Origin of the sequence: Marinobacter sp. R17 (genome assembly GCF_003789045.1) — a bacterium.
Classification (GTDB): domain Bacteria; phylum Pseudomonadota; class Gammaproteobacteria; order Pseudomonadales; family Oleiphilaceae; genus Marinobacter_A; species Marinobacter_A mangrovi.
The window spans coordinates 12,628-32,538 of record NZ_RHGZ01000016.1; the positions used below are offsets into that span (position 1 = coordinate 12,628).

General features: G+C 62.3%; 22 protein-coding genes. 9 read left to right on the top strand and 13 right to left on the bottom strand.

What is annotated here, in order from left to right:
- The first annotated feature begins 73 nt into the window (after positions 1-73).
- The 5 genes from EB809_RS12410 (at position 74) to EB809_RS12430 (ending at position 3,400) form a co-directional block, all read left to right on the top strand.
- Positions 74-703: a TetR/AcrR family transcriptional regulator gene (locus EB809_RS12410; RefSeq protein ID WP_123635141.1), complete on the top strand. Its 630-nt coding sequence runs from the start codon at positions 74-76 to the stop codon at positions 701-703.
- A gap of 143 nt (positions 704-846) precedes the next feature.
- Positions 847-1,170 carry a thioredoxin gene (trxA, locus tag EB809_RS12415; RefSeq protein ID WP_123635142.1) on the top strand — a complete coding sequence of 108 codons (324 nt, stop codon included), beginning with the start codon at positions 847-849 and terminating at the stop codon, positions 1,168-1,170.
- Positions 1,171-1,282: 112 nt separating this feature from the next.
- On the top strand, positions 1,283-1,747 hold the full coding sequence (locus tag EB809_RS12420; protein WP_123635143.1) for a CopD family protein: 465 nt from the start codon (positions 1,283-1,285) through the stop codon (positions 1,745-1,747).
- A 231-nt stretch (positions 1,748-1,978) separates the two neighbouring features.
- On the top strand, positions 1,979-2,881 hold the full coding sequence (gene pbpG, locus EB809_RS12425) for a D-alanyl-D-alanine endopeptidase (protein WP_223807949.1): 903 nt from the start codon (positions 1,979-1,981) through the stop codon (positions 2,879-2,881).
- 27 nt (positions 2,882-2,908) lie between these two features.
- Positions 2,909-3,400, top strand: coding sequence for an asparaginase domain-containing protein (locus EB809_RS12430; protein ID WP_123635145.1), 492 nt, complete (start codon positions 2,909-2,911; stop codon positions 3,398-3,400).
- A gap of 16 nt (positions 3,401-3,416) precedes the next feature.
- Here EB809_RS12430 and EB809_RS12435 read toward each other — a convergent pair whose 3' ends face one another.
- From EB809_RS12435 to EB809_RS12450, 4 genes are all read right to left on the bottom strand, one after another.
- Complete coding sequence (locus tag EB809_RS12435; RefSeq protein ID WP_411711069.1) at positions 3,417-4,142, bottom strand: pseudouridine synthase; 726 nt, start codon at positions 4,140-4,142, stop codon at positions 3,417-3,419.
- Between the two features lie 117 nt (positions 4,143-4,259).
- Positions 4,260-5,006 carry a THxN family PEP-CTERM protein gene (locus EB809_RS12440; RefSeq protein WP_123635217.1) on the bottom strand — a complete coding sequence of 249 codons (747 nt, stop codon included), beginning with the start codon at positions 5,004-5,006 and terminating at the stop codon, positions 4,260-4,262.
- A gap of 160 nt (positions 5,007-5,166) precedes the next feature.
- Positions 5,167-5,712: an ADP compounds hydrolase NudE gene (nudE, locus tag EB809_RS12445; RefSeq protein ID WP_123635146.1), complete on the bottom strand. Its 546-nt coding sequence runs from the start codon at positions 5,710-5,712 to the stop codon at positions 5,167-5,169.
- A 4-nt stretch (positions 5,713-5,716) separates the two neighbouring features.
- A complete protein-coding gene (locus tag EB809_RS12450; protein WP_123635218.1) occupies positions 5,717-6,931 on the bottom strand; it encodes a lytic murein transglycosylase in 1,215 nt (404 codons plus the stop codon).
- A gap of 201 nt (positions 6,932-7,132) precedes the next feature.
- Here EB809_RS12450 and EB809_RS12455 point away from each other — a divergent pair, with 201 nt between their 5' ends.
- Positions 7,133-7,957: a response regulator gene (locus EB809_RS12455; RefSeq protein WP_123635147.1), complete on the top strand. Its 825-nt coding sequence runs from the start codon at positions 7,133-7,135 to the stop codon at positions 7,955-7,957.
- A gap of 6 nt (positions 7,958-7,963) precedes the next feature.
- On the opposite strand, the gene phoR is transcribed toward EB809_RS12455, so the two are convergent.
- The 5 genes from phoR to EB809_RS12480 all read right to left on the bottom strand — a co-directional run bounded on the left by phoR (position 7,964) and on the right by EB809_RS12480 (position 12,343).
- Entirely contained in the window at positions 7,964-9,277 is a 1,314-nt protein-coding gene (gene phoR, locus EB809_RS12460) for a phosphate regulon sensor histidine kinase PhoR (protein ID WP_123635148.1), read from the bottom strand.
- Positions 9,278-9,344: 67 nt separating this feature from the next.
- Positions 9,345-10,037 carry a phosphate regulon transcriptional regulator PhoB gene (phoB, locus tag EB809_RS12465; RefSeq protein WP_123635149.1) on the bottom strand — a complete coding sequence of 231 codons (693 nt, stop codon included), beginning with the start codon at positions 10,035-10,037 and terminating at the stop codon, positions 9,345-9,347.
- A gap of 201 nt (positions 10,038-10,238) precedes the next feature.
- Positions 10,239-11,129 carry a 4-hydroxybenzoate octaprenyltransferase gene (ubiA, locus tag EB809_RS12470; protein ID WP_123635150.1) on the bottom strand — a complete coding sequence of 297 codons (891 nt, stop codon included), beginning with the start codon at positions 11,127-11,129 and terminating at the stop codon, positions 10,239-10,241.
- 79 nt (positions 11,130-11,208) lie between these two features.
- The gene (locus tag EB809_RS12475; RefSeq protein WP_190294890.1) at positions 11,209-11,760 is read right to left on the bottom strand and encodes a chorismate--pyruvate lyase family protein; all 552 of its coding nucleotides are present in this window, start codon (positions 11,758-11,760) and stop codon (positions 11,209-11,211) included.
- 25 nt (positions 11,761-11,785) lie between these two features.
- Positions 11,786-12,343 carry a hypoxanthine-guanine phosphoribosyltransferase gene (locus tag EB809_RS12480; protein WP_123635152.1) on the bottom strand — a complete coding sequence of 186 codons (558 nt, stop codon included), beginning with the start codon at positions 12,341-12,343 and terminating at the stop codon, positions 11,786-11,788.
- Between the two features lie 268 nt (positions 12,344-12,611).
- On the opposite strand from EB809_RS12480, the gene rd reads away from it, so the two are divergent.
- Complete coding sequence (rd, locus tag EB809_RS12485; protein ID WP_123635153.1) at positions 12,612-12,779, top strand: rubredoxin; 168 nt, start codon at positions 12,612-12,614, stop codon at positions 12,777-12,779.
- Positions 12,780-12,844: 65 nt separating this feature from the next.
- Complete coding sequence (locus tag EB809_RS12490; RefSeq protein WP_123635154.1) at positions 12,845-13,999, top strand: FAD-dependent oxidoreductase; 1,155 nt, start codon at positions 12,845-12,847, stop codon at positions 13,997-13,999.
- 51 nt (positions 14,000-14,050) lie between these two features.
- Here EB809_RS12490 and EB809_RS12495 read toward each other — a convergent pair whose 3' ends face one another.
- The gene (locus EB809_RS12495; protein ID WP_123635155.1) at positions 14,051-14,419 is read right to left on the bottom strand and encodes a hypothetical protein; all 369 of its coding nucleotides are present in this window, start codon (positions 14,417-14,419) and stop codon (positions 14,051-14,053) included.
- A 145-nt stretch (positions 14,420-14,564) separates the two neighbouring features.
- On the opposite strand from EB809_RS12495, the gene tesB reads away from it, so the two are divergent.
- Positions 14,565-15,431 carry an acyl-CoA thioesterase II gene (gene tesB, locus EB809_RS12500; protein WP_123635156.1) on the top strand — a complete coding sequence of 289 codons (867 nt, stop codon included), beginning with the start codon at positions 14,565-14,567 and terminating at the stop codon, positions 15,429-15,431.
- Positions 15,432-15,462: 31 nt separating this feature from the next.
- Here tesB and EB809_RS12505 read toward each other — a convergent pair whose 3' ends face one another.
- The 3 genes from EB809_RS12505 to EB809_RS12515 form a co-directional block, all read right to left on the bottom strand.
- Entirely contained in the window at positions 15,463-18,036 is a 2,574-nt protein-coding gene (locus EB809_RS12505) for an EAL domain-containing protein (protein ID WP_123635157.1), read from the bottom strand.
- A gap of 233 nt (positions 18,037-18,269) precedes the next feature.
- A complete protein-coding gene (locus EB809_RS12510) occupies positions 18,270-18,725 on the bottom strand; it encodes a flavodoxin (protein WP_123635158.1) in 456 nt (151 codons plus the stop codon).
- 61 nt (positions 18,726-18,786) lie between these two features.
- Positions 18,787-19,875 (bottom strand): GGDEF domain-containing protein, encoded by a 1,089-nt coding sequence (locus tag EB809_RS12515; RefSeq protein ID WP_123635159.1) that lies wholly within the window; start codon positions 19,873-19,875, stop codon positions 18,787-18,789.
- Positions 19,876-19,911: the final 36 nt, after the last annotated feature.

Here is a 19,911-nt window from a genome sequence, read left to right on the forward strand (position 1 = left end):
CAGGGGAGGCGCTCGATCCTCTGGCCCCATGAGCCATTTGACGCTAACTAGACGACTGGTCTAATATAGGTTGATGATGACAACGCTTTCCAAATCCCAGGCCAGACCCGGCAACGAAACCCGGGCCGAGCTGATTCGTGTCGGCAGCGATATTATTGCCCGCCGCGGGTTCAACAACACCGGTATCAACGTGGTGTTGAAGGAGGCGGGAGTGCCCAAGGGCTCCTTCTACTATTATTTCGGTAGCAAGGAGGATTTCGGGCTGGCGGTGATCGATGATTTTGCCGCCGCGTCCGACGCCCGACTCGACAATACGCTGGGCGATCACACCCAGCCGCCGCTGGTGCGGATACGCCGTTACCTGGACACTTCCATCGCCGATATGGCGGCCTGTGACTTCTGTCGCGGGTGCCTGATTGGCAATCTGGGTCAGGAGCTCGCCGGTCAGAACGAAGCTTTCCGGGCGCGCCTGGACGGGATTTTCAGCGCCTGGCAGAAACGGTTTGCCGGCTGCCTGGATGAGGCCCGCGAGCGCGGTGATATCCAGAGCGAGATGGATCCCGATGCCCTCGCACAACTGCTGCAAATGGGCTGGCAGGGGGCGACATTGAGGGCCAAGGTGGCCAAGTCGGTGGTTCCGATGGAGCGCTTTGCGGCGATGTTTTTCGAGACCGTGCTCGGCGTGCCGATGCCAGGTGCTTGAGGACGCCAAGCTCGCAAATGATTGATCAGAAGTAGAGAGGCGGTCTGCCGTGACCGTCTTTTTTTGATACGGGATACTAGTAGACTGGTCTATAAAATGCCGGTGATGACAGATCATCGGTTCCAAGCAGAGGAGGACAAGCCATGACTCAACCCATTGCAGTAACCGTCGACACGTTCGAAAAAGACGTCCTGCAGGCGGATAAACCTGTACTGGTGGACTTCTGGGCGGCCTGGTGCGGCCCCTGTAAATCCATCGCCCCGCTGCTGGAGGATCTCGCCGACGAACGCGCCGATAGCCTGCGGGTCGCCAAGGTGGACGTGGACGCCCAGGGCGAACTGGCGGTGAAGTTCGGCATTCGTTCGATTCCCACGCTGATGCTGTTCAAGGACGGCGAACCGGTCGGTACCCAGGTGGGTGCGGTTGGCGCTGGCGCTCTCGACGCGTTTATCGCCGAACACGCCTGATTGGCGACGGACAACCCCGGTTACCCCCGGGTTGTCCGAAGCATCCGCCGACGCCCCTCTGGAAGCGGCTATCTGGTAGAGTGCGTTCATTCCGGACTGAGGAGTGATAACCATGGGATACCTGATAGCCCTGCATACCCTGGCGGCCGTGATCTGGGTCGGCGGGATGTTCTTTGCCTACATGGCGCTGCGGCCCGCCGCAGCCAGCGTGCTGGAACCCGCCCAGCGGGCACCGCTGTGGTGCCAGACGCTGACTCGCTTCTTCGCCTGGGTCTGGGCGGCCATTGCGGTCCTGCTGGTGACCGGGCTGACAACCCTGTTCCTTTATTTCAACGGTATGGCCGGAGCCGGCTGGCACATTCACGTCATGATCGCCCTGGGCGTTGTCATGATGCTGCTGTTCCTGCACGTCTGGTTTGCCCCATTCCGCCGCCTGAAACAGGCCGTTGCGGCCAACGATATCCCCGAAGCCGGTCGCCGGATCGGCCAGATCCGCCGCTTCGTCGGGATCAACCTCATCCTGGGGTTGATCGTGATTGTGGTCGCCTCCGGTGGGCGTTACGTGTTCTTTGGCTGAAAGCGGCCCGGACCGGGTGGATTGTTACAAACGTTCGGTCGGGGCTGAATTCTGTGGACCATCCGTGTATAAAACCTGAGAGCTTCTGATGGACGCCGGCGTAGCCTCCGCGCACGCCATGGTCGTGTTTTTCAGCGAATCAGAGGCTCGCCTGTTCAATAAAAACAGCCCGAACCCGGAGGTCAGGTCAGAATGAAATGGGGCGGATGCCGATCGCGATTTCTCTTTCTTATGCTGTGGCTGGGCCTGGCTGCCCGCGCCTGGGCCGCGCCGGATCCGGCCGGTCTGGAACTGGCCTCGGTCAATGCGGCCGTTGCCTACATGGATGACGGCGAACTGATCTACAGCAAGCATCCGGACCGTTCCGTGCCGATCGCCTCGGTCACCAAGCTGATGACCGCCGTGGTGGTGATGGATGCCGGCCAGCCATTGAATGAGTGGATCGAGGTTTACAAACGGCATCGGGCGGCGCCGAACAATGGCTACTCCCGCATCCGCATCGGCTCGACCCTGAAGCGTGGCGACATGCTGCGGATCGCGCTGATGTCTTCGGAGAACCTGGCGGCCTACACCCTGGCACGTCATTATCCGGGAGGTTTTGATGCGTTCGTGCGGGCGATGAACGACAAAGCCCGGGAGCTGGGCATGAGCCACAGTCACTTTGTGGAGCCCACTGGCCTGTCGCCCAAGAATCATTCCTCTGCCGGTGACCTGGTGAAACTGGTGCGGGCCGCCTTCAAGCATCCTGAACTGCGCCGATACACCACCACTGAATATTACACCGCCCATTTTCGCCAGCCGCGTTATTCGCTGGCGTTCGGCAACACCAACATTCTGGTTCACCGTAAAAGCTGGCAGGTGGAACTGAGCAAGACGGGATACCTTACCGAAGCCGGGCGCTGCCTGCTCATGGTGACCCGGATCGACGGTCGCGAAGTCATTTCCGTGCTGCTGGATTCGTTCGGAACGCGTACGCCCATCGGCGATGCCGGGCGCGTCAAGCGTTGGTTGACCACCGGTCATGGCGGGTCGATTGCCAAGGCGGCCCGGAACTATGAGAATCGTCGCAATGCCTACTACGCTGAAAAGAACGCCGGATCGACCGATACGCAGACGGCGAAACTCGATCCGTAGAGCGATGTGAACAGGAGAGTCGGGACGATGAGCGACGATGGACTGCTGGTGCTGACCACAGGCGGTACGATCGACAAGATCTATTTTGATGCCAAGAGTGAATACAGCACCGGAGACAGCGAGTTTCCGGAGATCGCCCAATTGGCGCAGGTACAGATGCCCTACCGGCTGCAGTCCGTGTTTCGCAAGGACAGCCTCGACATGACGGACGAGGACCGGGAGGTCATCCGGGAGGCGGTGGCCGCGGCGTCCGAGAAACGGGTGTTGATCACCCATGGCACCGACACCCTGGTGGAGACCGCCCGCCGGTTACTGGATATTCCCGGCAAAACGATCGTCCTCACCGGTGCCATGCAGCCTTCCCGCATGCGCCTGACCGATGCCCCTTTCAATGTCGGCTTTGCACTCGGTGCGCTGCAGAGCCTGCCCGAAGGGGTCTATGTGGCGATGAGTGGCCAGATCCTGGATCCACGCAAGGCCCGCAAGAACCGCGAAGCCGGTCGTTTCGAGACCGATTGAGCGGCAGTGTGGCCTGTCAGCCCAGGCTGTCGATTTCGTCCGGAGTCAGTGCGCGGAACTCGCCCGGCGCCAACGCGGGATCCAGATGCACCGCTCCAATGGCTTCCCGGTGAAGGTTGTTCACGTGATTGCCCACGGCGGCCAGCATCCGCTTCACCTGATGATAGCGGCCCTCACGGATCACCAATCGTAATTGCCTCTCCCCCAATACCTCGACCTGCGCCGGCGCCGTCGGCTTGTTTTCGCCCTTGAGCAGGACGCCGGCGCGGAGTTGGGCCAGCATGGCATCCGTGCAGGGCTCCGCCAGCTCCATACGGTAGGTCTTGTCGCATTGTGAACGCGGCGACGTGACCCGGTGTGACCACTGGCCGTCGCTGGTGAGCAGGAGCAGGCCAGTGGTATCTCGGTCCAGGCGACCGGCAATATGCAGGTCGCGGCGCAGCTCTCGCGGCACCAGGTCGAGCACCGTCGAGTGCTCGTCATCGCGGGTGGCGCTAACGACATCGAGCGGTTTATTCAGCATCAGATAACGTTCGCCGGGCAAGGACACCGGTTCGCCGTCGAGGCAGACGACTTCTCCACCGGTAAGTTGCGTGGCGGCTTTTTTGCAGGTCTGTCCATCCACGCTGACGCGCTCGGCCAGAATGAACCGGCGAGTCTCTTTACGTGAGAGATTCTTGCCTTTGGAAATCAGGTAATCGAGGCGCAAGGTGACAGGGGGCTCTTCAGAAATTTGAGGCATTGTCGCCGGAACACCTCTCAGTGGCAATGTGCCTGGCGAGATCTCATGATCGGACGCCAAGCCATAAAATAAAAAGCCCCGCAGGAGCGGGGCATTTCTGGCGACCGGGATGTCCGATCAGGCGGCGCGTCGACGTGCGGCGCCCAGAGCCAACAGACCCAGACCCATCAGACCAAGCGTGCCCGGTTCCGGGACATCGCGGACATTGAGGCTTGCGAGCAGGTTGACTGACGTCTGGCTGTACTCGGACGTTGTCAGCATGGACGAATCACCCTCAAAGCCCAGAATGCTCAGGGAGTAGATTTCTGAACCGATCTTGAATTCAGAACTGGTCAGGGCGTCGTCAAAAATGATCTGAACGATGTCGTCGACCGGTCCGTCGTGAGTGGTGTAAGACGTATCAATGCCGAAAATGGCCAGGAACTGACAGAGGCTTCCGCAATGTTCAACCGGCGCATTATTCGGTGTTTCATTATGCAGGAAGGTGAAGGCAAAGGGGCCTTGCGACGTGCTGCCGTCCGCCGTTGAGAAATCGGCGTAGATGTTGAGGTCAACACTGTCGATGGCGCTTTCATTCGAGATCGGGTAGTTGTAATGCGTGAACGTCCCGAGTGAGAACGGCGAGGAATCGTTAATGGTTACGGAAGGCGGAGCGCTTCCCACGAAACCATAGCCGCTTTGCGGATAGCCGTAACCCCAGCGAATCTGGTTGCCGGCAGCGTTGTAATGCACGTTTTGTCCGCCCGAATGATTCGACCACTGTCCTGAAACAGAATCCAGGTCAATCGGGAAGGCCCAGGCACCTGACGAAGCCAGGGCGAGAGACAGCGCTGTAGCACCCAGGCATGTTTTTATGAATTTCATAGCGTTATTCCTGTTGTCCATTCCGAAGGAGGTTCGTTCTTTCGAACGTACGGCAGGAAAAGCTATATTTGTGCCAGGTTTAAAAAGTCTTTAAATACAAAGGGGTATATTTAGTGATTTGTCAGGTCTGTATAAAAAACTGACATTTGGCTCGTGGGTATTACAGCCGATGCAAGCTCTCGCGCACCATATACAACGCCGCAATGACCCGCGCTTCGGTCATGTCCTCGCGCTGCACCAGCGATTCCAGGTTCGACAGTTTCCAGGTCAGCACCTCCAGCGGCTCGGGTTCGTCTCCTTCGAGCCACTCTTCATAGAGATCCCGTGCAATCACGACGCGAATCTTGTGGCCCATGTAGCCGGGTGACAGGCTCATGTCCTTGAGGTGGGTCAGTGAGCGGGCGCCATAGCCGATCTCTTCGCGCAACTCCCGGTTGGCCGCCTGCCGCCAGTCTTCGCCGTGCTCGTAGGCGCCTTTGGGCAGGGTGAGCTGGTAGTTTTCCAGGCCGGCGCCATATTCGCGAATCAGTACGACCGTATCCTCATCCAACAGCGGGACGCACATCACGCCCGCCAGAGGTGGCGTGCGCAGTCTCTCGAATTCCCGCTCCTCGCCGTTGCTGAAGCGCAAGTGGACGGACTCGATACCGAACAGGCGGCTGCGGGCGACCAGGCGGGTGTCGAGAATTTCGGGTTTGTCGTCCATAGACTCAACCCGCATCCGGATCGGCGAGTTTGACGTCCAGCGCGTCGAACAGGGTCTTGTCCGGGAAGCCGTCGGCGATCAGGTTCTGGTCTTTCTGGAAGTCCCGGATCGCGCTGCGGGTGGCCGGACCCAGGATGCCGTCCGGCTTGCCGCTGTCGTAGCCGCGGGCACTGAGGGCTTTCTGCAGGGCTTCCACTTCGGCCCTCGACAGGCGCGGCGCATCCTCCGGTGGCGGATTCTGCAGGCCACCGGCACCGGCGATCCGGTCTGCCAGGTGGCCCACCGCCAACGCGTAGTATTCCGACCGGTTCCAGCCCATGATGACGTGGAAGTTGTGGTAGACCAGGAAGGCCGGGCCCTCGTGGCCGGCCGGTACCAGCAGGGCGGCATTGATGTCGGCTTGGGGCAGGGTATTACCGAAGGCATCGGTCACGCCCAGCTTGCGCCACTCGGACAGGGGCTTGCCTCGCTGAAGGCCCGCGAGGCTGTAGTCAAAGTTCTTGGGCAGTCGGACCTCACGGCCCCAGCGGTAGTCGCCGTCCCAGCCCAGGTTTTGCAGGAAATTACCCGCCGACATCATGGCGTCGGGTATGCTGTGCCAGAGGTCCCGCTTGCCGTCCCCGTCAGCGTCCACGGCATAGCGCAGGAAAACCGACGGCATGAACTGCACGTGGCCCATGGCACCGGCCCAGGAGCCTTCCATCTGGTCCGGATCGATGGCGCCTTCGTCGATGATGCGCAGGGCTGAGATCAGTTCACCGGAAAAGTAACGGCTGCGGCGGTGATCGCAGGCCAGGGTCGCCAGGGCGCTGGGGACCGACATCTTTCCGAAATAGGTGCCGAAGTTGGTTTCCAGCCCCCAGAACGCCAGCAGATAAGGGCCGGGCACGCCCGTCTTGGCGGTCACCCGGTGCAGCAGCTCCGACTGGCTGCGCAGCAGTTCCCGGCCCTTGCTGATACGATCCTCGTTAACCCGGCGGTTGAGGTAGTCGGCGAAGGTGGTGGTGAATTCCGGCTGACGGCGATCCAGCTCGATCACCCGGTCCAACAGGCTGACCTGGTCGAGGACGTTGGCGGTGGTGTCCGGAGAAATACCTGCCTGCAGGGCCCGGTCCTTGAGGCTGGCGACGCAGTCGCTGAAGGGGGTGGTGCCTTCCTCTGTCTGGGCCAGGGCCGGGGACAGGCATCCGGCCAGTAAAAGGCCGCCCAGGGTGCGCATGGCAGGTGTTCGTCTTGTCACAAAAGCGTCCTCTCGCTGCGAGTCCGGGGAAACCGCATGGTAGCCTGTTTTGGGCCGCGGAAAATACCGCCTCCGGCGACCCGGCGTGACAATTTTTTAAGGATCGGGGCCGACCGGGCTCCGGTTGTAGGGGCACTCTGGTCTATAGTTGTCATCAGTTACTGTTGAAGGGGCCGTAGTATGGCGACACTCAAGGCGCTGGTGGTCGATGACGCCAGCTTTGTGCGGGATCTGGTCAAGCGCACCGTCCGCACGCGTTTTCCGGTCATCGAGATCACCGAGGCCGCCAATGGCAAGAAGGCGCAGTTCCTGATGACCCGGACGCGGTTCGATCTGGTCCTGTGCGACTGGGAGATGCCGGAAATGTCGGGTCTGGAGCTGCTGCGCTGGGTGCGCCAGCAGGACAATTACCAGCGCTGTCCGTTCATCATGATCACCAGCCGCGGCGACAAGTCCCATGTCATCGAAGCGGTGCAGGAAGGCGTGTCCGAATACCTCGGCAAGCCATTCAGCCCCGATGGCCTCAGCAAGAAGATCATCAAGGTGATGGGGCGCCGGTTGAAGGACGCCATGACGTCCTCCGGCAAGTCACTGGAAGGCCCCGCTGACGCGTTCAAGGAATCCGCGGCGCTGCTGACCGGTAAGCCCAAGGAAGCGCCCGCCGCTCCTGAACGCACCGTTGCCAGCAAGTCCCGGAGTGTGGCGGCGATCCGCTTTGCGGATTCGGTGCTGCGCTGCGTGGTGAAGGACATCACCCTCACCGAAATCCGGGTCATCGCCAAGCGCGACCAGTCGTTCCCGGGCATCCTCGACCAGGCGGTGGTCGATATGGAAATCAACGAGGGCGAGGTGGCGCGGCTGAACGGCTACGTGCACCAGCTTCAGGCGGTGGAGAAGCGCCAGGACACGGACTTCGTCAGCCTGGTGATCCGCTTCGTCGATGAAGATCCCAAGAAAATGGAAGACCTCTCGCGCTTCATTGCCCGCTTCCGCGCCGGCGGCTGATCGCCGTCAGGCCGTCTCGATCGGCGCCTCGGTGATGCGCTGGCGCGGGAAATGGCAGACGAACTCGCTGCCTTCTCCGGGCTGGCTGTTGATCTCCAGCGATCCATCGTGGTTCAGCAACACGTGCTTGACGATGGCCAGGCCCAGGCCGGTGCCGCCGGTCTGCTGGTGACGGCTGGGATCGGCCCGGTAGAAGCGCTCGGTCAGGCGCGGAATATGGACCGGATCGATGCCGATGCCGCTGTCTTTGACCGACAGGTGCGCCCCTTCCCGATCGGTGTACCAGCGCACCTTGATCGTGTCGCCGGCCGGCGTGTACTTCACCGCATTGAAAATGATATTGGAGAAGGCGCTGCGCAGCTGGTTCTCGTCACCGAACAGGTGATGCCGCTCGCCGATGTCCATTTCGATGATGTGGCCGGCGTCGCCGCTGACGGCTTTGGCGTCGCTGCAGGTCTGGCGGATCAATGCGGCCACGTCGGTCACGCGGTCGTCGATGTGCTGTTCGCCGGTTTCCAGTTTGGCCAGCAGGATCAGGTCGGTGATCAGCGCTTCCATCCGCTCCGCCTGCTGGGACATGGTGGTCAAAGCCCGGCGCCATTTGGCAGGCACTTCGTCGGCGTGGTCCGACAGGGTTTCCAGGTAGCCGCTGATCACCGTCAGCGGGGTGCGCATCTCATGGGAGACGTTGGAGACGAAATCCCGCCGCATCTGTTCCAGCTGGAACAGGCGGGTGACGTCCTTGGCCACGATCAGGCGGTCGTCGTCGCCGAACAGGCTGATCTGGATCTGCAGGTGAATGTGCGGCTTGGCCGGCGAACGCAGCTCCAGCGGGTCGCGGTAGTCCCGCGCATCGAAGTAGGCCTTGAAGGCCGGGTTGCGGATCAGGTTGTGGATGGGCTGGCCGCGGTCGGTTTCCCGACGAAAGCCCAGCAGGTATTCGGCGGACCAGTTCCACCATTCCATGGCACCGTCGGCATCGGTCATGATAACGCCGTCGCGCATGGCGTTGGTGGATTCCTGCACGCGGTTGATGCGGGTCTGCAGTTGATCCTGACGGCGTTGGTTGGCCCGGTGCATGCGGTGCAGGCCGTCGAAGATCTCGCCCCAGATGCCGATGCTGCCCGGCGCTTCGTCATCCTCGTCCGGGTGGCTGAGCCAGTGGTGGAGGCGGCGCATCTGCACCAGCGTCCAGATCAGGTAGCCGAACAGACCGACCGCCAGGCCGATCAGGGGGTGTCCGAACCAGAGCCCCACCAGCATAATGCCCAGCAGGACACCGATAATCAGGCGCAGATGATGCGACCAGTTGTGCTGCATTGAACGATCCCGTCAGGGCGCCCCAATAAATGGCGGCGCCTGTTTGCGATTCAGTGACGGCAAGCCGTCAGGCGGCGCGGGTGGAAAACCGGTAGCCGGTGCCGCGAACCGTCTGGATCAGGTGATCGTACTTGTCGCCCAGTGCTTTGCGCAATCGGCGGATATGGACGTCAACGGTCCGCTCTTCCACATAGACGTTGCCCCCCCAGACCTGATCCAGCAACTGTGCCCGGGTATAGACCCGTTCCTGATGGGTCATGAAGAACTGCAGCAGCTTGTATTCGGTCGGGCCCATGTCCAGCGCACCGATCGGGGTGGTGACGCGATGGCTGGCCGGGTCCAGGTGCAGGCCGTCCACTTCCACCGGGGTTTCCACGCCGGCCGGCGTCGTGCGTCGCAGCACCGCCTTGAGACGGGCCACCAGCTCCCGCGGGGAGAAGGGTTTGGTAATGTAGTCATCGGCCCCGGATTCCAGGCCCTGGACCTTGTTGTCTTCCTCCACCTTGGCGGTAAGCATGATAATCGGAATTTCCGCCGTGGTTTCATCTTTCTTCAGTCGCCGCGCCAGTTCGATGCCGCTGGTGCCGGGCAGCATCCAGTCGAGCAGGATCAGGTCCGGCTTCTTGTCCACGATTATGGCGTGCGCATCCAGCGCGTCAGCAGCTTCGAGGTAATCGTAATCGGCCATCTCCAGGGCCACGGCGATCATCTCGCGAATCGATGCTTCGTCATCGACGATAAGAACTGTTTTTCCCGTCATGACATCCTACCTTGTCATCACCAGCGGTTATGGAATCGCTGAAACAGGCTGTGCCGGGCTCCTGGACCGCTTGCTGCAGGAGCTGCATGAAGGCGTGCTTGAATTCAGTCTGTTTCCGGAACGGCGGAGCGTCCGTCGCCCCGGTTCCTTTGTTGCTGGCTCATTACAACCTGCCTTTGTTACAAGTATATGACAGACGGGTCAGCGCATCAGGCTGTCGAGGAACAGGCCGGCAAACACGATCGCACCAGCCCAGTTGTTGTTGAGGAAAGCGTGAAAGCAGGGCTCGCGTTCGCGGAAGCGGATCAGGTGCTGCTGGTACAGGAAAAAGACCGCCATGCCCACCAGCCCGAGATAATACAACACGCCCAATTCCGCCTGGGTCCCGACCATGGCCAGGATCAGGATCACCAGGGCCTGCAGGATCCCCACGATCAGGCGGTCCGCGTCGCCGAACAGGATGGCCGTGGATTTGACGCCAATCTTGAGATCGTCATCCCGATCCACCATGGCGTAGAGCGTGTCGTAGGCGACGGTCCAGAGCACGTTGGCGGTAAACAGCAGCCACGCCAGCCGGGTCACTTCATTGGCTTCCGCCGCCCAGGCCATGGGAATGGCCCAGGAAAACGCCGCCCCCAGGAACAGTTGTGGCAGGTGGGTGTAGCGTTTCATGAACGGATAGATGAAGGCCAGCACCAGACCGCCGAACGACAGGTACAGCGTCAGCGTGTTGGTAAAGAACACCACCATCAGGAACGACGCCAGGCACAGCCCCAGGAACAGCAGGACCGCCTCGGCGGGGGCGATCCGGCCGGTGGCCAGCGGCCGCGCCTGGGTCCGCTTCACATGGCCATCCACCTTGCGATCGGCGAAGTCGTTAATGGCGCAGCCGGCTGCCCGCATCATGAACACACCCAGGCCGAAGACCAGGATATTGCCGATGCCCGGCATACCGCCGTCGGCTGCCAGCCACAGGGCCCAGTACGTCGGCCAGAGCAGCAGCAGGGTGCCGATGGGGCGATCGATCCGCAGCAGTTGCATGTAGGCGATGAGCTTGGATTGCAGGTGGTCGGGCAGGAAATCGAGGGTCATGGCGGCTCGGCTTTTCGGCGTAAAAATGGGCGTCCGCCTGATTATAGCGAGGGGATGCATCGGGTTTGAAGCGCGTCGCTCAACCTGTGTTCTGGCTGGAAACGTCCTGAAGCAAGCGGGGCAGGAAATATTCGCCGACCAGCAGGGCGTCGTGGTCGCGGTGGAAGCGGGAGCGGCGTCCCACCGTCGGCTGGCCGGGTCCCTGGTTCTGGGTCAGGCCGATCTGGAACGGGCCCCGATGCCAGCGCCGCTGGCTGAACAGGAATGCGCCCAGTGGGCGGCCGCCCAGGTGGCGCAGGCGTCGACCGCGACCCCGGAGGGTTGCCAGCGGAATGACCGTGCGGGCCATGACCCAGGGCTGACCGTCGCCGCACAGCTGGACTTCGCGAATCCAGGCCAGCTGGCGAGATGGAATGTGGAGGGTTTGGGCTTCTTTCAGGGTCGGCCGCGCGAAGCCCTCGCGCAGGACGTCAACGTGAAAGCGCTCACGGCAGCGCAGCTGCAGGGCGCGAGTCAACGATCCCTCCAGCTCCAGCCAGTACAGCGCGTCAGCCACCGGCTGGGGCCGGACCAGCTGGGCGGCCGCCACGCCAGGGTACCAGCGGGCGGCCGGGACGCGGGGCAGTATCATGTCGTAAGACGGCCGGGTCGAGATATCAAAGCCCCTTGACGGCATAGATGCCGGGAGCGTTGCGCCAGTAACCCTTGTAGTCCATGCCGTAGCCGAACAGGAAACGGTCTTCGACGTCCAGGCCGGTGAAATCGGCCTTCAGGCCCGGTTTGGCTTTGCGGTCGTGCTGTTTGTCCACCAGCACTGCGGTCAGCACGTCGGCGGCGCCCTGGGCCTTGCAGTAGTCGGCAATGGCGTTGAGCGTGGTGCCTTCATCCAGGATGTCGTCGACGATCAACACCGTGCGCCCGTGCATGTCCACGTCCGGGCGCAGCTTCCATTCCAGGATGCCGCCGGTGGTCTCCTGACGGTAGCGGGTGGCGTGCAGGTACTCGGCCTGCAGCGGGAAGCACAGACGGGTCAGCAACTGGCCGGTCAGGATCAGCCCGCCGTTCATGACGCAGAACAGCAGCGGGTCGCGGTCTTTGAGGGTGTCGGTGATGGCGGCGGCCATCCGGTCGATCGCGGCCTGGACCTCCGGCTCGGTGCGGAGGCAGTCGGCCTCGTCAAAGACCTGTTGCAGCTCGTCGTGGGAATCAGTCATACCGTGCAAATCCTGTATCGGGGGGAGGCGCCGCCGGCGTCTCCCCAAAAGCACGCCATTATACCGGAGCGAGCCGCGTCGGGGGAGGCCTGTCTCGTGTCCGGTGCTGGCCGCTGTGGAGAATCCCTTGTCCCCCTTGGCATTGGTCATCGCGTGGACAACGGGTATCATGTCGGGCCCAATGATTGACCGCTGATCCGGCATGCAGGGCATGTGGGATTGTAGACCAAATAGAAGTCCCGACCGTCCGGGAACTGGAGGAAAGACGATGAAAAAGTGGCAGTGCGTTGTCTGTGGCTGGATTTACGATGAAGCCGAGGGCTGGCCGGAAGACGGCATTGAGCCGGGAACCGCCTGGGAAGATGTTCCCGAGGACTGGGTCTGCCCCGACTGCGGCGTGGGCAAAGAAGACTTCGAGATGATTGAAATCGGCTGAGATCGGCCAGCCCGATCCCGCTGACCGGCGCGAGCCGTCAACACTTACAAGAGGAGAGCTGTGGCATGAGTCAGAATGCCCCCATCGTCATTATCGGTACCGGCCTGTCCGGTTATTCGCTGGCGCGGGAAATCCGCAAGCAGGACAAGGAAGTGCCCGTCCTGATGATCACCGCCGACGATGGTCATAGCTATTCCAAGCCGATGCTCTCCACGGGGTTTACCAAGGGTAAGACCGCCGACGAACTGGCCCAGTCCGATGCCGCCGGCATGACCGAACAGCTCAATATCGAGCTGCGTACCCACACCACGGTGACCGGCATCGACGCGGCGAACCAGTGCGTCCTTATCGGCGACGAGCGCCTGCCCTACAGCAAGCTGGTGCTGGCCTGGGGTGCGGACGTCATCCGCATTCCGCTGGACGGCGACGGTCAGGAGTTCGTCTATTCCATTAATGACCTGATGGATTACCGGGCCTTCCGCAACACGCTGGAAGGTCAGTCCCGGGTCGCCATCATGGGCGCCGGCCTGATTGGTTGTGAGTTCGCCAACGACCTGCGCAATGGCGGCTACGACGTGGACGTGATTGCGCCATCCGATACCGCCATGCCGGGCCTGGTGCCGCCGGTGGCCGGTAATGCCGTGGTCAGGGCGTTGACGGAAGAGGGCGTGCGCTTCCATCTGGAAACGGTGGTGGAGCACATCGCCCATCAGGGCGACGGCGTTCGCCTGACCCTGGCCAACGGTGAGACCGTGGACGCTGACCGGGTGATTTCCGCGGTCGGCCTGCGTCCTCGAGTGGAACTGGCCGAAGCCGCCGGGCTGGCCGTGGGTCGGGGGATTCAGGTCAACCGCCAGCTGCAGACCAGTGCCGACAACATCTACGCGCTGGGCGATTGCGCCGAGGTGGATGGCCACGTCCTGCTGTACGTGCTGCCGCTGATGGCCTGCTCCCGCGCCCTGGCCAAGACCCTGACCGGTACGCCCACGGATGTGGCCTACGGCGTGATGCCGGTGATGGTGAAAACCCCCTGTTGCCCCACGGCGGTCTGCCCGCCCGCGCCGGAAGCCCAGGGGGAGTGGGAAATCGAGCAGGACGGCAACAACGTGCGAGCCCTGTTCAAGGATGCCGACGGTAACGTACTGGGCTTCGCCGTGACCGGCGATTACGCGCTGGAAAAGCAGGCGTTGTCCAAACAGGTTCCGCCGATTCACGGCTGAGCGGCAACCCCGCCCTGCGGCGCCCTCGGGCGCCTTGCAGGCCCTCCGCGCTTAAAAACGGTAGCGCAGCCCCATCTCCAGCCGATAATCCAGTCCCCGCAACGACTCGGGGAGGCTGTCCAGCAGCGCCGAGTCGTGAGCGCCGTTCAGTCGTGACTGATCCTGCGACTGCTGGTTGATCCGCACGGCTTCCCGCCGATCGACAAACGCGTCCGGCCGCCCGGTCGTCACCTGGGGGTTGATCAGCGACCAGCCCCGGTCGTCGTCCTGTTGCTGTGGCGAGGCCAGCAGAGGCGGCGGCTTGCCTATCGTGCCGGCGTCGTCAGAATCCGGCGGAATCGGCTCGATGACGTGCCCGGGGGTATCATCACGGTAATGCCAGTCGAGGGGATCGGCGAATCCGGAAAGGCAGAAACCCAAAAGCGCGATCCCGAACCCAAACTGCTTTAAACTGGGCGCAGGGCACCGGCTGGATGCGGCTGACTGTCCGCGCCGGCCATTGCTTTGGTCGGTCCGCTGAGGTAGAAAAAGCGCCTTTCGAGATAAAGAATCAACAGGAGCAGGCATGCTTGACGTCACACGCAAACTGGTCGAATTGCTGGATCTGGCCCCGATTGGTGATGATCACTTCCAGGGCGAGAGCGAGGATCTCGGATTCCCCGCGGTCTTTGGTGGCCAGGTGCTGGGCCAGGCCCTGATGGCGGCCAGCCGTACGATTGAGGATCGGGCGGCGCATTCGCTGCATGCCTATTTCCTGCGTCCGGGGCATCCGGAGTTGCCGATAGATTACGAAGTCCAGCGGGTGCGCGATGGCGGTACCTTCTCGGTACGCCGGGTGATCGCCCGCCAGGCCGGCAAGGAGATCCTCACCGGGTCCATGTCCTTCCAGGTGGAGGAATCCGGCTTTGATCACCAGGATACCATGCCCTACGCACCCGGCTTCGATACGCTCAAATCAGAGCACACCCTGTCCCTGATGATGAAGCAGTATATTCCCGAACACCTGCGGGACAAGCTGACCCGGGAACGCCCCATCGAAATCCGCCCGGTGGCACCGGTCAACCCACTCAAACCGGAGCCGCGGCCGCCCCACAAGCAGGCCTGGTTCCGCGCCCAGGGCGATCTTCCGGACGATCCGGTGCTGCATCGCTGCCTGCTGGCCTACTCTTCGGATTTTGGTTTGCTGGGCACGTCTCTCAACCCCCACGGCGTGAATTTCATGAATCGCGGGATGCAGGTGGCCAGCCTGGACCACGCCCTCTGGTTCCACCGGGATTTCCGCATCGACGACTGGCTGCTGTACGACACCGACAGCCCCAGCGCCTCCGGCGGCCGCGGCTTCAACCGGGGCAATATCTTCAACCGGGACGGCGTGCTGGTGGCCTCCACGGCGCAGGAAGCGCTGATCCGTCAACGTCGGGACAAGAAGTAGCGCTCGCCCCATACCTCGGGTCTGGCACCTGTCAGGCCCGCCGCTGCTCCCGGCCGTTCTGGCCGGCCAGCCACAGCAGTATCTCCTCCATCGGCTGGGGCGGTGTCAGGTGAAAGCCCTGGATCATGTCGCAGTCCATGCCGGCCAGCAGTTCGGCGGTTTCCAGATCCTCCACGCCTTCCGCCACCACCTTGTAGCCCAGGTCATGACACATGTTGATGGTGGTCTGCACGATCACCCGGTCTTCCGCCTGGAACGTCAGGTCGGTGATCAGTGAGCGGTCAATCTTGATCTCGCTGGCGGGCAGACGCTTGATGTAGGACAGGGACGAGTAGCCCGATCCGAAATCGTCGATCGACAGCGGGATGCCGGTGTAGTCGAGCGAGCGCAAGGCGCGCAGGGAGTTGGCCGGATCCAGCATCATCGAGGTTTCGGTGACCTCCAGGATGATCTTGCCGGCGTGCTGCGGGTAACTGGTCATCAGGCGCTGGACGAACAGTGGAAATTCCTGCTCCCGCAGGTTGTTGGGAGAAATGTTGACCGACACGCTCAGGTGTGGATGGCCGGCCGCCACCAGTTCGTCCCGGGCCACCATGGCTTTTTCCAGCACCCAGCGGGTGAGCGGCTTGATCAGGCCGGTCTGCTCCGCCACGGCAATAATCTGGTCCGCCGGCGTCGGAATCTTGCGACCGGGCCAGCGGATCAGCGCTTCCACCCCGACGATGCTTTGGTCTGTCAGGGATTGCTTGGGCTGGAAGAACAGCGCCAGCTCATCCTTGCGAAGGGCGTCCCGCAGGCTGGATGCCAACGTCAGGCGGTCCGCGCTGTAGGAGTCCTGGTTGGGATGGTAATAGGCCAGGCCCCGGTCCCGGGCGTCATCGCTTTCCTGGGCGACGTAGGCCTTGCGGATGAGCGTGTTGGTGTCCGTGCCGTGTTCGGGATAGACGGCCACACCGGTGCGCGGTTCCAGCGGCAGCTGCATCCCCAGGTAGTCGATGGGCGCACGGATGGCCTCCAGGCACTCGATGATCCGGCGCGGCTGGCGTCGGGCCTCGTCGGCGTCGACGATAAAGCCGAAGGCGGTGGATTCCAGTGATGCAGCGTGGAAGCAGCGGTTTTCGTCCCGCTCAATTGGGTGGACGCCAGGCAGGTCGCGGAAAATGCCGTTGAAACGCCGCGCCGCGAGTTCCAGCACCCGGTCCGCATTCTGATGGCCGAGGGTGCGGGTGATGGTGTCGAGATTGTTCAGCTGCACGATGCCCACTGCGTGGCGCTGGCCGCTTTCCCGCGTCAGCAGGTCCTGCAGCTGCAGTTCAAACGAGCTGCGGTTGGGCAGGCCGGTCAACGGGTTGTGCAGGGCCTGCTCCATCATGCGCAGTTCCGCCTTGCGCCGGGCCGCGAGGGCCCGCAGCTGTGATTCGCGGGCGTCCACCTTGTCTTCCCGCTCCTGGTAGAGCCGGGCGGCCAGGGCAATGGTCAGCAGCAGGGCTTCCAGCGCCGAGCCGATCTCCATGCCGAATTCCGTGATGAAGTTGGTGGGCACCCAGCCGTACTTGTTGGCGGCGGTCATGGCGCTGCCCAGCGTGAGCATGCCCCAGGCGATGGTGTAGAGCTTGGCCTGGCGGTTGCCGCGGAACCACTCCCACGGGCCGATGAACGTCAGCAGCAGGCAGCTGGGGATGGCCAGGGCCACCGACAGGCGCATGGACGTGTTGTACGTCAGCAGGAAGCTGCCCAGGATCGCCAGCAGGTTGATGATGATCCCGGCGCGTACCACCCGGTCCAGCTTCGGGCTGCGGCTGTGCAGCTCCAGGAACGAGCGCGCAAACAGCAGTGAGAACAACACGGCGATGGGCACCGACATCATCATCGACTGGTTCTGCAGCCAGGGATTGTCGGGCCACAGTACGGGGTAGGTGGCGCCGCGCAGGGACGACAACAGGAACAGGTAACCGAAGGTGGACAGCGCGTAGTAGAGGTAAGTGGCCTCGCGCATGGCCAGGAAAACGAACAGGTTGAAGAAGATGACGGTAATCAGGATGCCGTAGTAGATGGCGTGGGCCTGGTCGACTTCCGAAATGTAGTTGAAGAAGGCGTCCCGCTTCCAGATGGAAATGGGCACCTGCAGCGCGCCGCTGGTCTGGACCCGGACCAGGAACTGGTAGTCGTGCCCGGGCTCGACGGTGTAGTGATACAGGAAGTGCGGGTGCTGCAACTGGCGGCTCGCCATGGGTAGCCAGTCACCGGTTTCCAGTTCGCCGACCGGCTTGCCGTCGCGCATCAGGTAGATGTGAACCGAATCGAGCTGCGGGTAGCCGATCTCCAGGATCTGGTGACGGGTGTCGCCCGTCGTGGGCACCGGGAACCGGAACCAGGCGATGTCCTGGATATAACCAAAGTTGGGCGTCTCCCCGGCCGGCAGCGATTGCCACGGGGCAAGGGCGTTGATCTGCACCGGATCCCGGATGCTCGGCTGGTCGTCCGCAAACAGGAGGTAGTCGATGGCAGGCTCGACATGGCCATCGTGGGCAAAGTCGGCGCGTGCATCGGGCACAACGATAATCGCAACGCCCAACAGGGCGTAAAGCAGAACGGTTCGAAGCACGGGTATGGATCTTTGTTGTGTTTGTTGTGCTGGGGTTGATCGCCGTAAGGCGTTCCCCGGGCCCCTTATAGGCCTCAGATTAACGCGTCCGTCCTGACGCTTTGTCAGCAGGGTGTCTGGTGCCACTGCTTTCCACCTTGACCAGTATGGTCAGGTTTACAGATCGTCTCAAGTGAAATGACGTGGTGTTCAGTGACCGGGTCTGTCCGCCGGCCCGGAATGGGAAGCCGGTCTCAGATCGCATCGACCTGACGAGCCCATTCCTGTGCCCAGGGCAGGGCTTCGACGTCCGGCTCGACCGTTTCCAGGGCGTCGATACGCAGGGTGTCCCCCACCTTGCGGCAGGCAATTTCGTAGAGGGCCTCCTCCATCAGCTCGCCGGCGCCGCAGAAGGTGTCGCCGTAGGAGCTGTCGCCCAGCACGATCACGCCGAACGGCCGGCCCGGCTGCATGGGAAGGGTGTCGCGCAGATGCGCGTAGAACGGCAGCAGCGAGGCGGGGAGCTCCCCCTGGCCGGTGGTGGAGGTGCACACCAGCAGGGCGTCATCGCTGCCGGTCAGGTCATCCAGGGTGGGCTGTTCCAGTACGGTGACCTGGTGTCCGGCGGCGTTGAGATTCGTGCGGATGGCGCGGGCCGTCATCAGGGCGCCGCCGAAAACACTGCCGACCAGGATGCGAATCTGGGCCATGGATGAGGTGCCTCGCGTTGCTGTGTTGGGGGCGCCATGGTAGCGGCTGCCCCGGGTGGGCTCAAGACGAGGTCGGCGAGCGGGTCGACGGCGTACGCACCCGGGGGGAGATACGGTTGCGGCCGGATTCCTTGGCGTCGTAGAGGTTCTTGTCGGCCTGGCGCAGCAGGTGGTCGATGGAATCGCTCTGGCTGATCGAGCAGACGCCGGCGCTGATGGTGACCGGCAGGCGCTTGGATTTATAGACAAACCCGTATTGCTCCACTTCATGGCGCAGACGCTCGCTCAGGGTCAACGCCTGTAACAGGGCAGTGTCCGGCAGCAGGATCAGGAATTCCTCTCCGCCCCAGCGTGACGGACGGTCGCTTTGCCGGCAGAGATTCTGCATCAGATCGGCGAAGGCCTGCAGGACGTAGTCGCCGGCCTCATGGCCGTAGGTGTCGTTGATGCGTTTGAAATGGTCGAGATCAATCAGCACCACGGAAAAATGATGTCCCGACCGCTGGTAGCGTGAAAACTCGTTGGCCAGCTGCATCTGCATGTCCCGCCGGTTGGGCAGTCCGGTCAGGGCGTCGGTCCGGGCCGCCTGCTCGTGGCTGGCGGCCAGGCGCATCAGTTCGTTGCGGGCGTTGAGGCGGCTGGTTTCCAGCACGAAGCAGAAGACGGATTCGAACAGCATGGTGGTAAAGAAACGCAGCTGGAAATCCGTCTCGTACTGCGTCAACACGAACGGCAACTGGGGGAACTGGAACACCAGCAGGGTGAAGACCAGGCAGGCCGCCAGGAGGATCGTGCCGATTCGCAGGCTGGTCAGGTAGAACACCAGTGGCGGGAACACATACAGCCACAGTGGTCCTGTATTGCTTTCGCCGCCGGACGCGACCAGGTAAACGAACAGGCCTCCGACGATGAACAGCATGCCGGTCTTGTTTTGGGCCCGGTTGCGGGTCACCCAGTAACTGACCAGGTTGATGACCACCAGTCCGAAAAACAACGCCAACACGATGGCATGGCGGTGATGGCCGGATTCCCAGGACTTCAAGCTGATGCCCGACAGACACACCAATGCGGCCAGCGACAGGCCGGTCAGGACCCGGGAAACCCGGACTTCTTCCTGACCATTGAAGTTCAAGCGCTTGCGTCGATTCATGGCGTCTCTGTTTTATTGTTGTGGCTCTGGAAGTCT

What these genes read in the sequence shown, in the direction of transcription:
- EB809_RS12410 (WP_123635141.1), top strand. Translation starts at nt 74, where the DNA reads ATGATGACAACGCTTTCCAAATCCCAGGCCAGACCCGGCAACGAAACC.
- trxA (WP_123635142.1), top strand. Translation starts at nt 847, where the DNA reads ATGACTCAACCCATTGCAGTAACCGTCGACACGTTCGAAAAAGACGTC.
- EB809_RS12420 (WP_123635143.1), top strand. Translation starts at nt 1,283, where the DNA reads ATGGGATACCTGATAGCCCTGCATACCCTGGCGGCCGTGATCTGGGTC.
- pbpG (WP_223807949.1), top strand. Translation starts at nt 1,979, where the DNA reads ATGCTGTGGCTGGGCCTGGCTGCCCGCGCCTGGGCCGCGCCGGATCCG.
- EB809_RS12430 (WP_123635145.1), top strand. Translation starts at nt 2,909, where the DNA reads ATGAGCGACGATGGACTGCTGGTGCTGACCACAGGCGGTACGATCGAC.
- EB809_RS12435 (WP_411711069.1), bottom strand. Translation starts at nt 4,142, where the DNA reads ATGCCTCAAATTTCTGAAGAGCCCCCTGTCACCTTGCGCCTCGATTAC.
- EB809_RS12440 (WP_123635217.1), bottom strand. Translation starts at nt 5,006, where the DNA reads ATGAAATTCATAAAAACATGCCTGGGTGCTACAGCGCTGTCTCTCGCC.
- nudE (WP_123635146.1), bottom strand. Translation starts at nt 5,712, where the DNA reads ATGGACGACAAACCCGAAATTCTCGACACCCGCCTGGTCGCCCGCAGC.
- EB809_RS12450 (WP_123635218.1), bottom strand. Translation starts at nt 6,931, where the DNA reads ATGCGCACCCTGGGCGGCCTTTTACTGGCCGGATGCCTGTCCCCGGCC.
- EB809_RS12455 (WP_123635147.1), top strand. Translation starts at nt 7,133, where the DNA reads ATGGCGACACTCAAGGCGCTGGTGGTCGATGACGCCAGCTTTGTGCGG.
- phoR (WP_123635148.1), bottom strand. Translation starts at nt 9,277, where the DNA reads ATGCAGCACAACTGGTCGCATCATCTGCGCCTGATTATCGGTGTCCTG.
- phoB (WP_123635149.1), bottom strand. Translation starts at nt 10,037, where the DNA reads ATGACGGGAAAAACAGTTCTTATCGTCGATGACGAAGCATCGATTCGC.
- ubiA (WP_123635150.1), bottom strand. Translation starts at nt 11,129, where the DNA reads ATGACCCTCGATTTCCTGCCCGACCACCTGCAATCCAAGCTCATCGCC.
- EB809_RS12475 (WP_190294890.1), bottom strand. Translation starts at nt 11,760, where the DNA reads ATGATACTGCCCCGCGTCCCGGCCGCCCGCTGGTACCCTGGCGTGGCG.
- EB809_RS12480 (WP_123635152.1), bottom strand. Translation starts at nt 12,343, where the DNA reads ATGACTGATTCCCACGACGAGCTGCAACAGGTCTTTGACGAGGCCGAC.
- rd (WP_123635153.1), top strand. Translation starts at nt 12,612, where the DNA reads ATGAAAAAGTGGCAGTGCGTTGTCTGTGGCTGGATTTACGATGAAGCC.
- EB809_RS12490 (WP_123635154.1), top strand. Translation starts at nt 12,845, where the DNA reads ATGAGTCAGAATGCCCCCATCGTCATTATCGGTACCGGCCTGTCCGGT.
- tesB (WP_123635156.1), top strand. Translation starts at nt 14,565, where the DNA reads ATGCTTGACGTCACACGCAAACTGGTCGAATTGCTGGATCTGGCCCCG.
- EB809_RS12510 (WP_123635158.1), bottom strand. Translation starts at nt 18,725, where the DNA reads ATGGCCCAGATTCGCATCCTGGTCGGCAGTGTTTTCGGCGGCGCCCTG.
- EB809_RS12515 (WP_123635159.1), bottom strand. Translation starts at nt 19,875, where the DNA reads ATGAATCGACGCAAGCGCTTGAACTTCAATGGTCAGGAAGAAGTCCGG.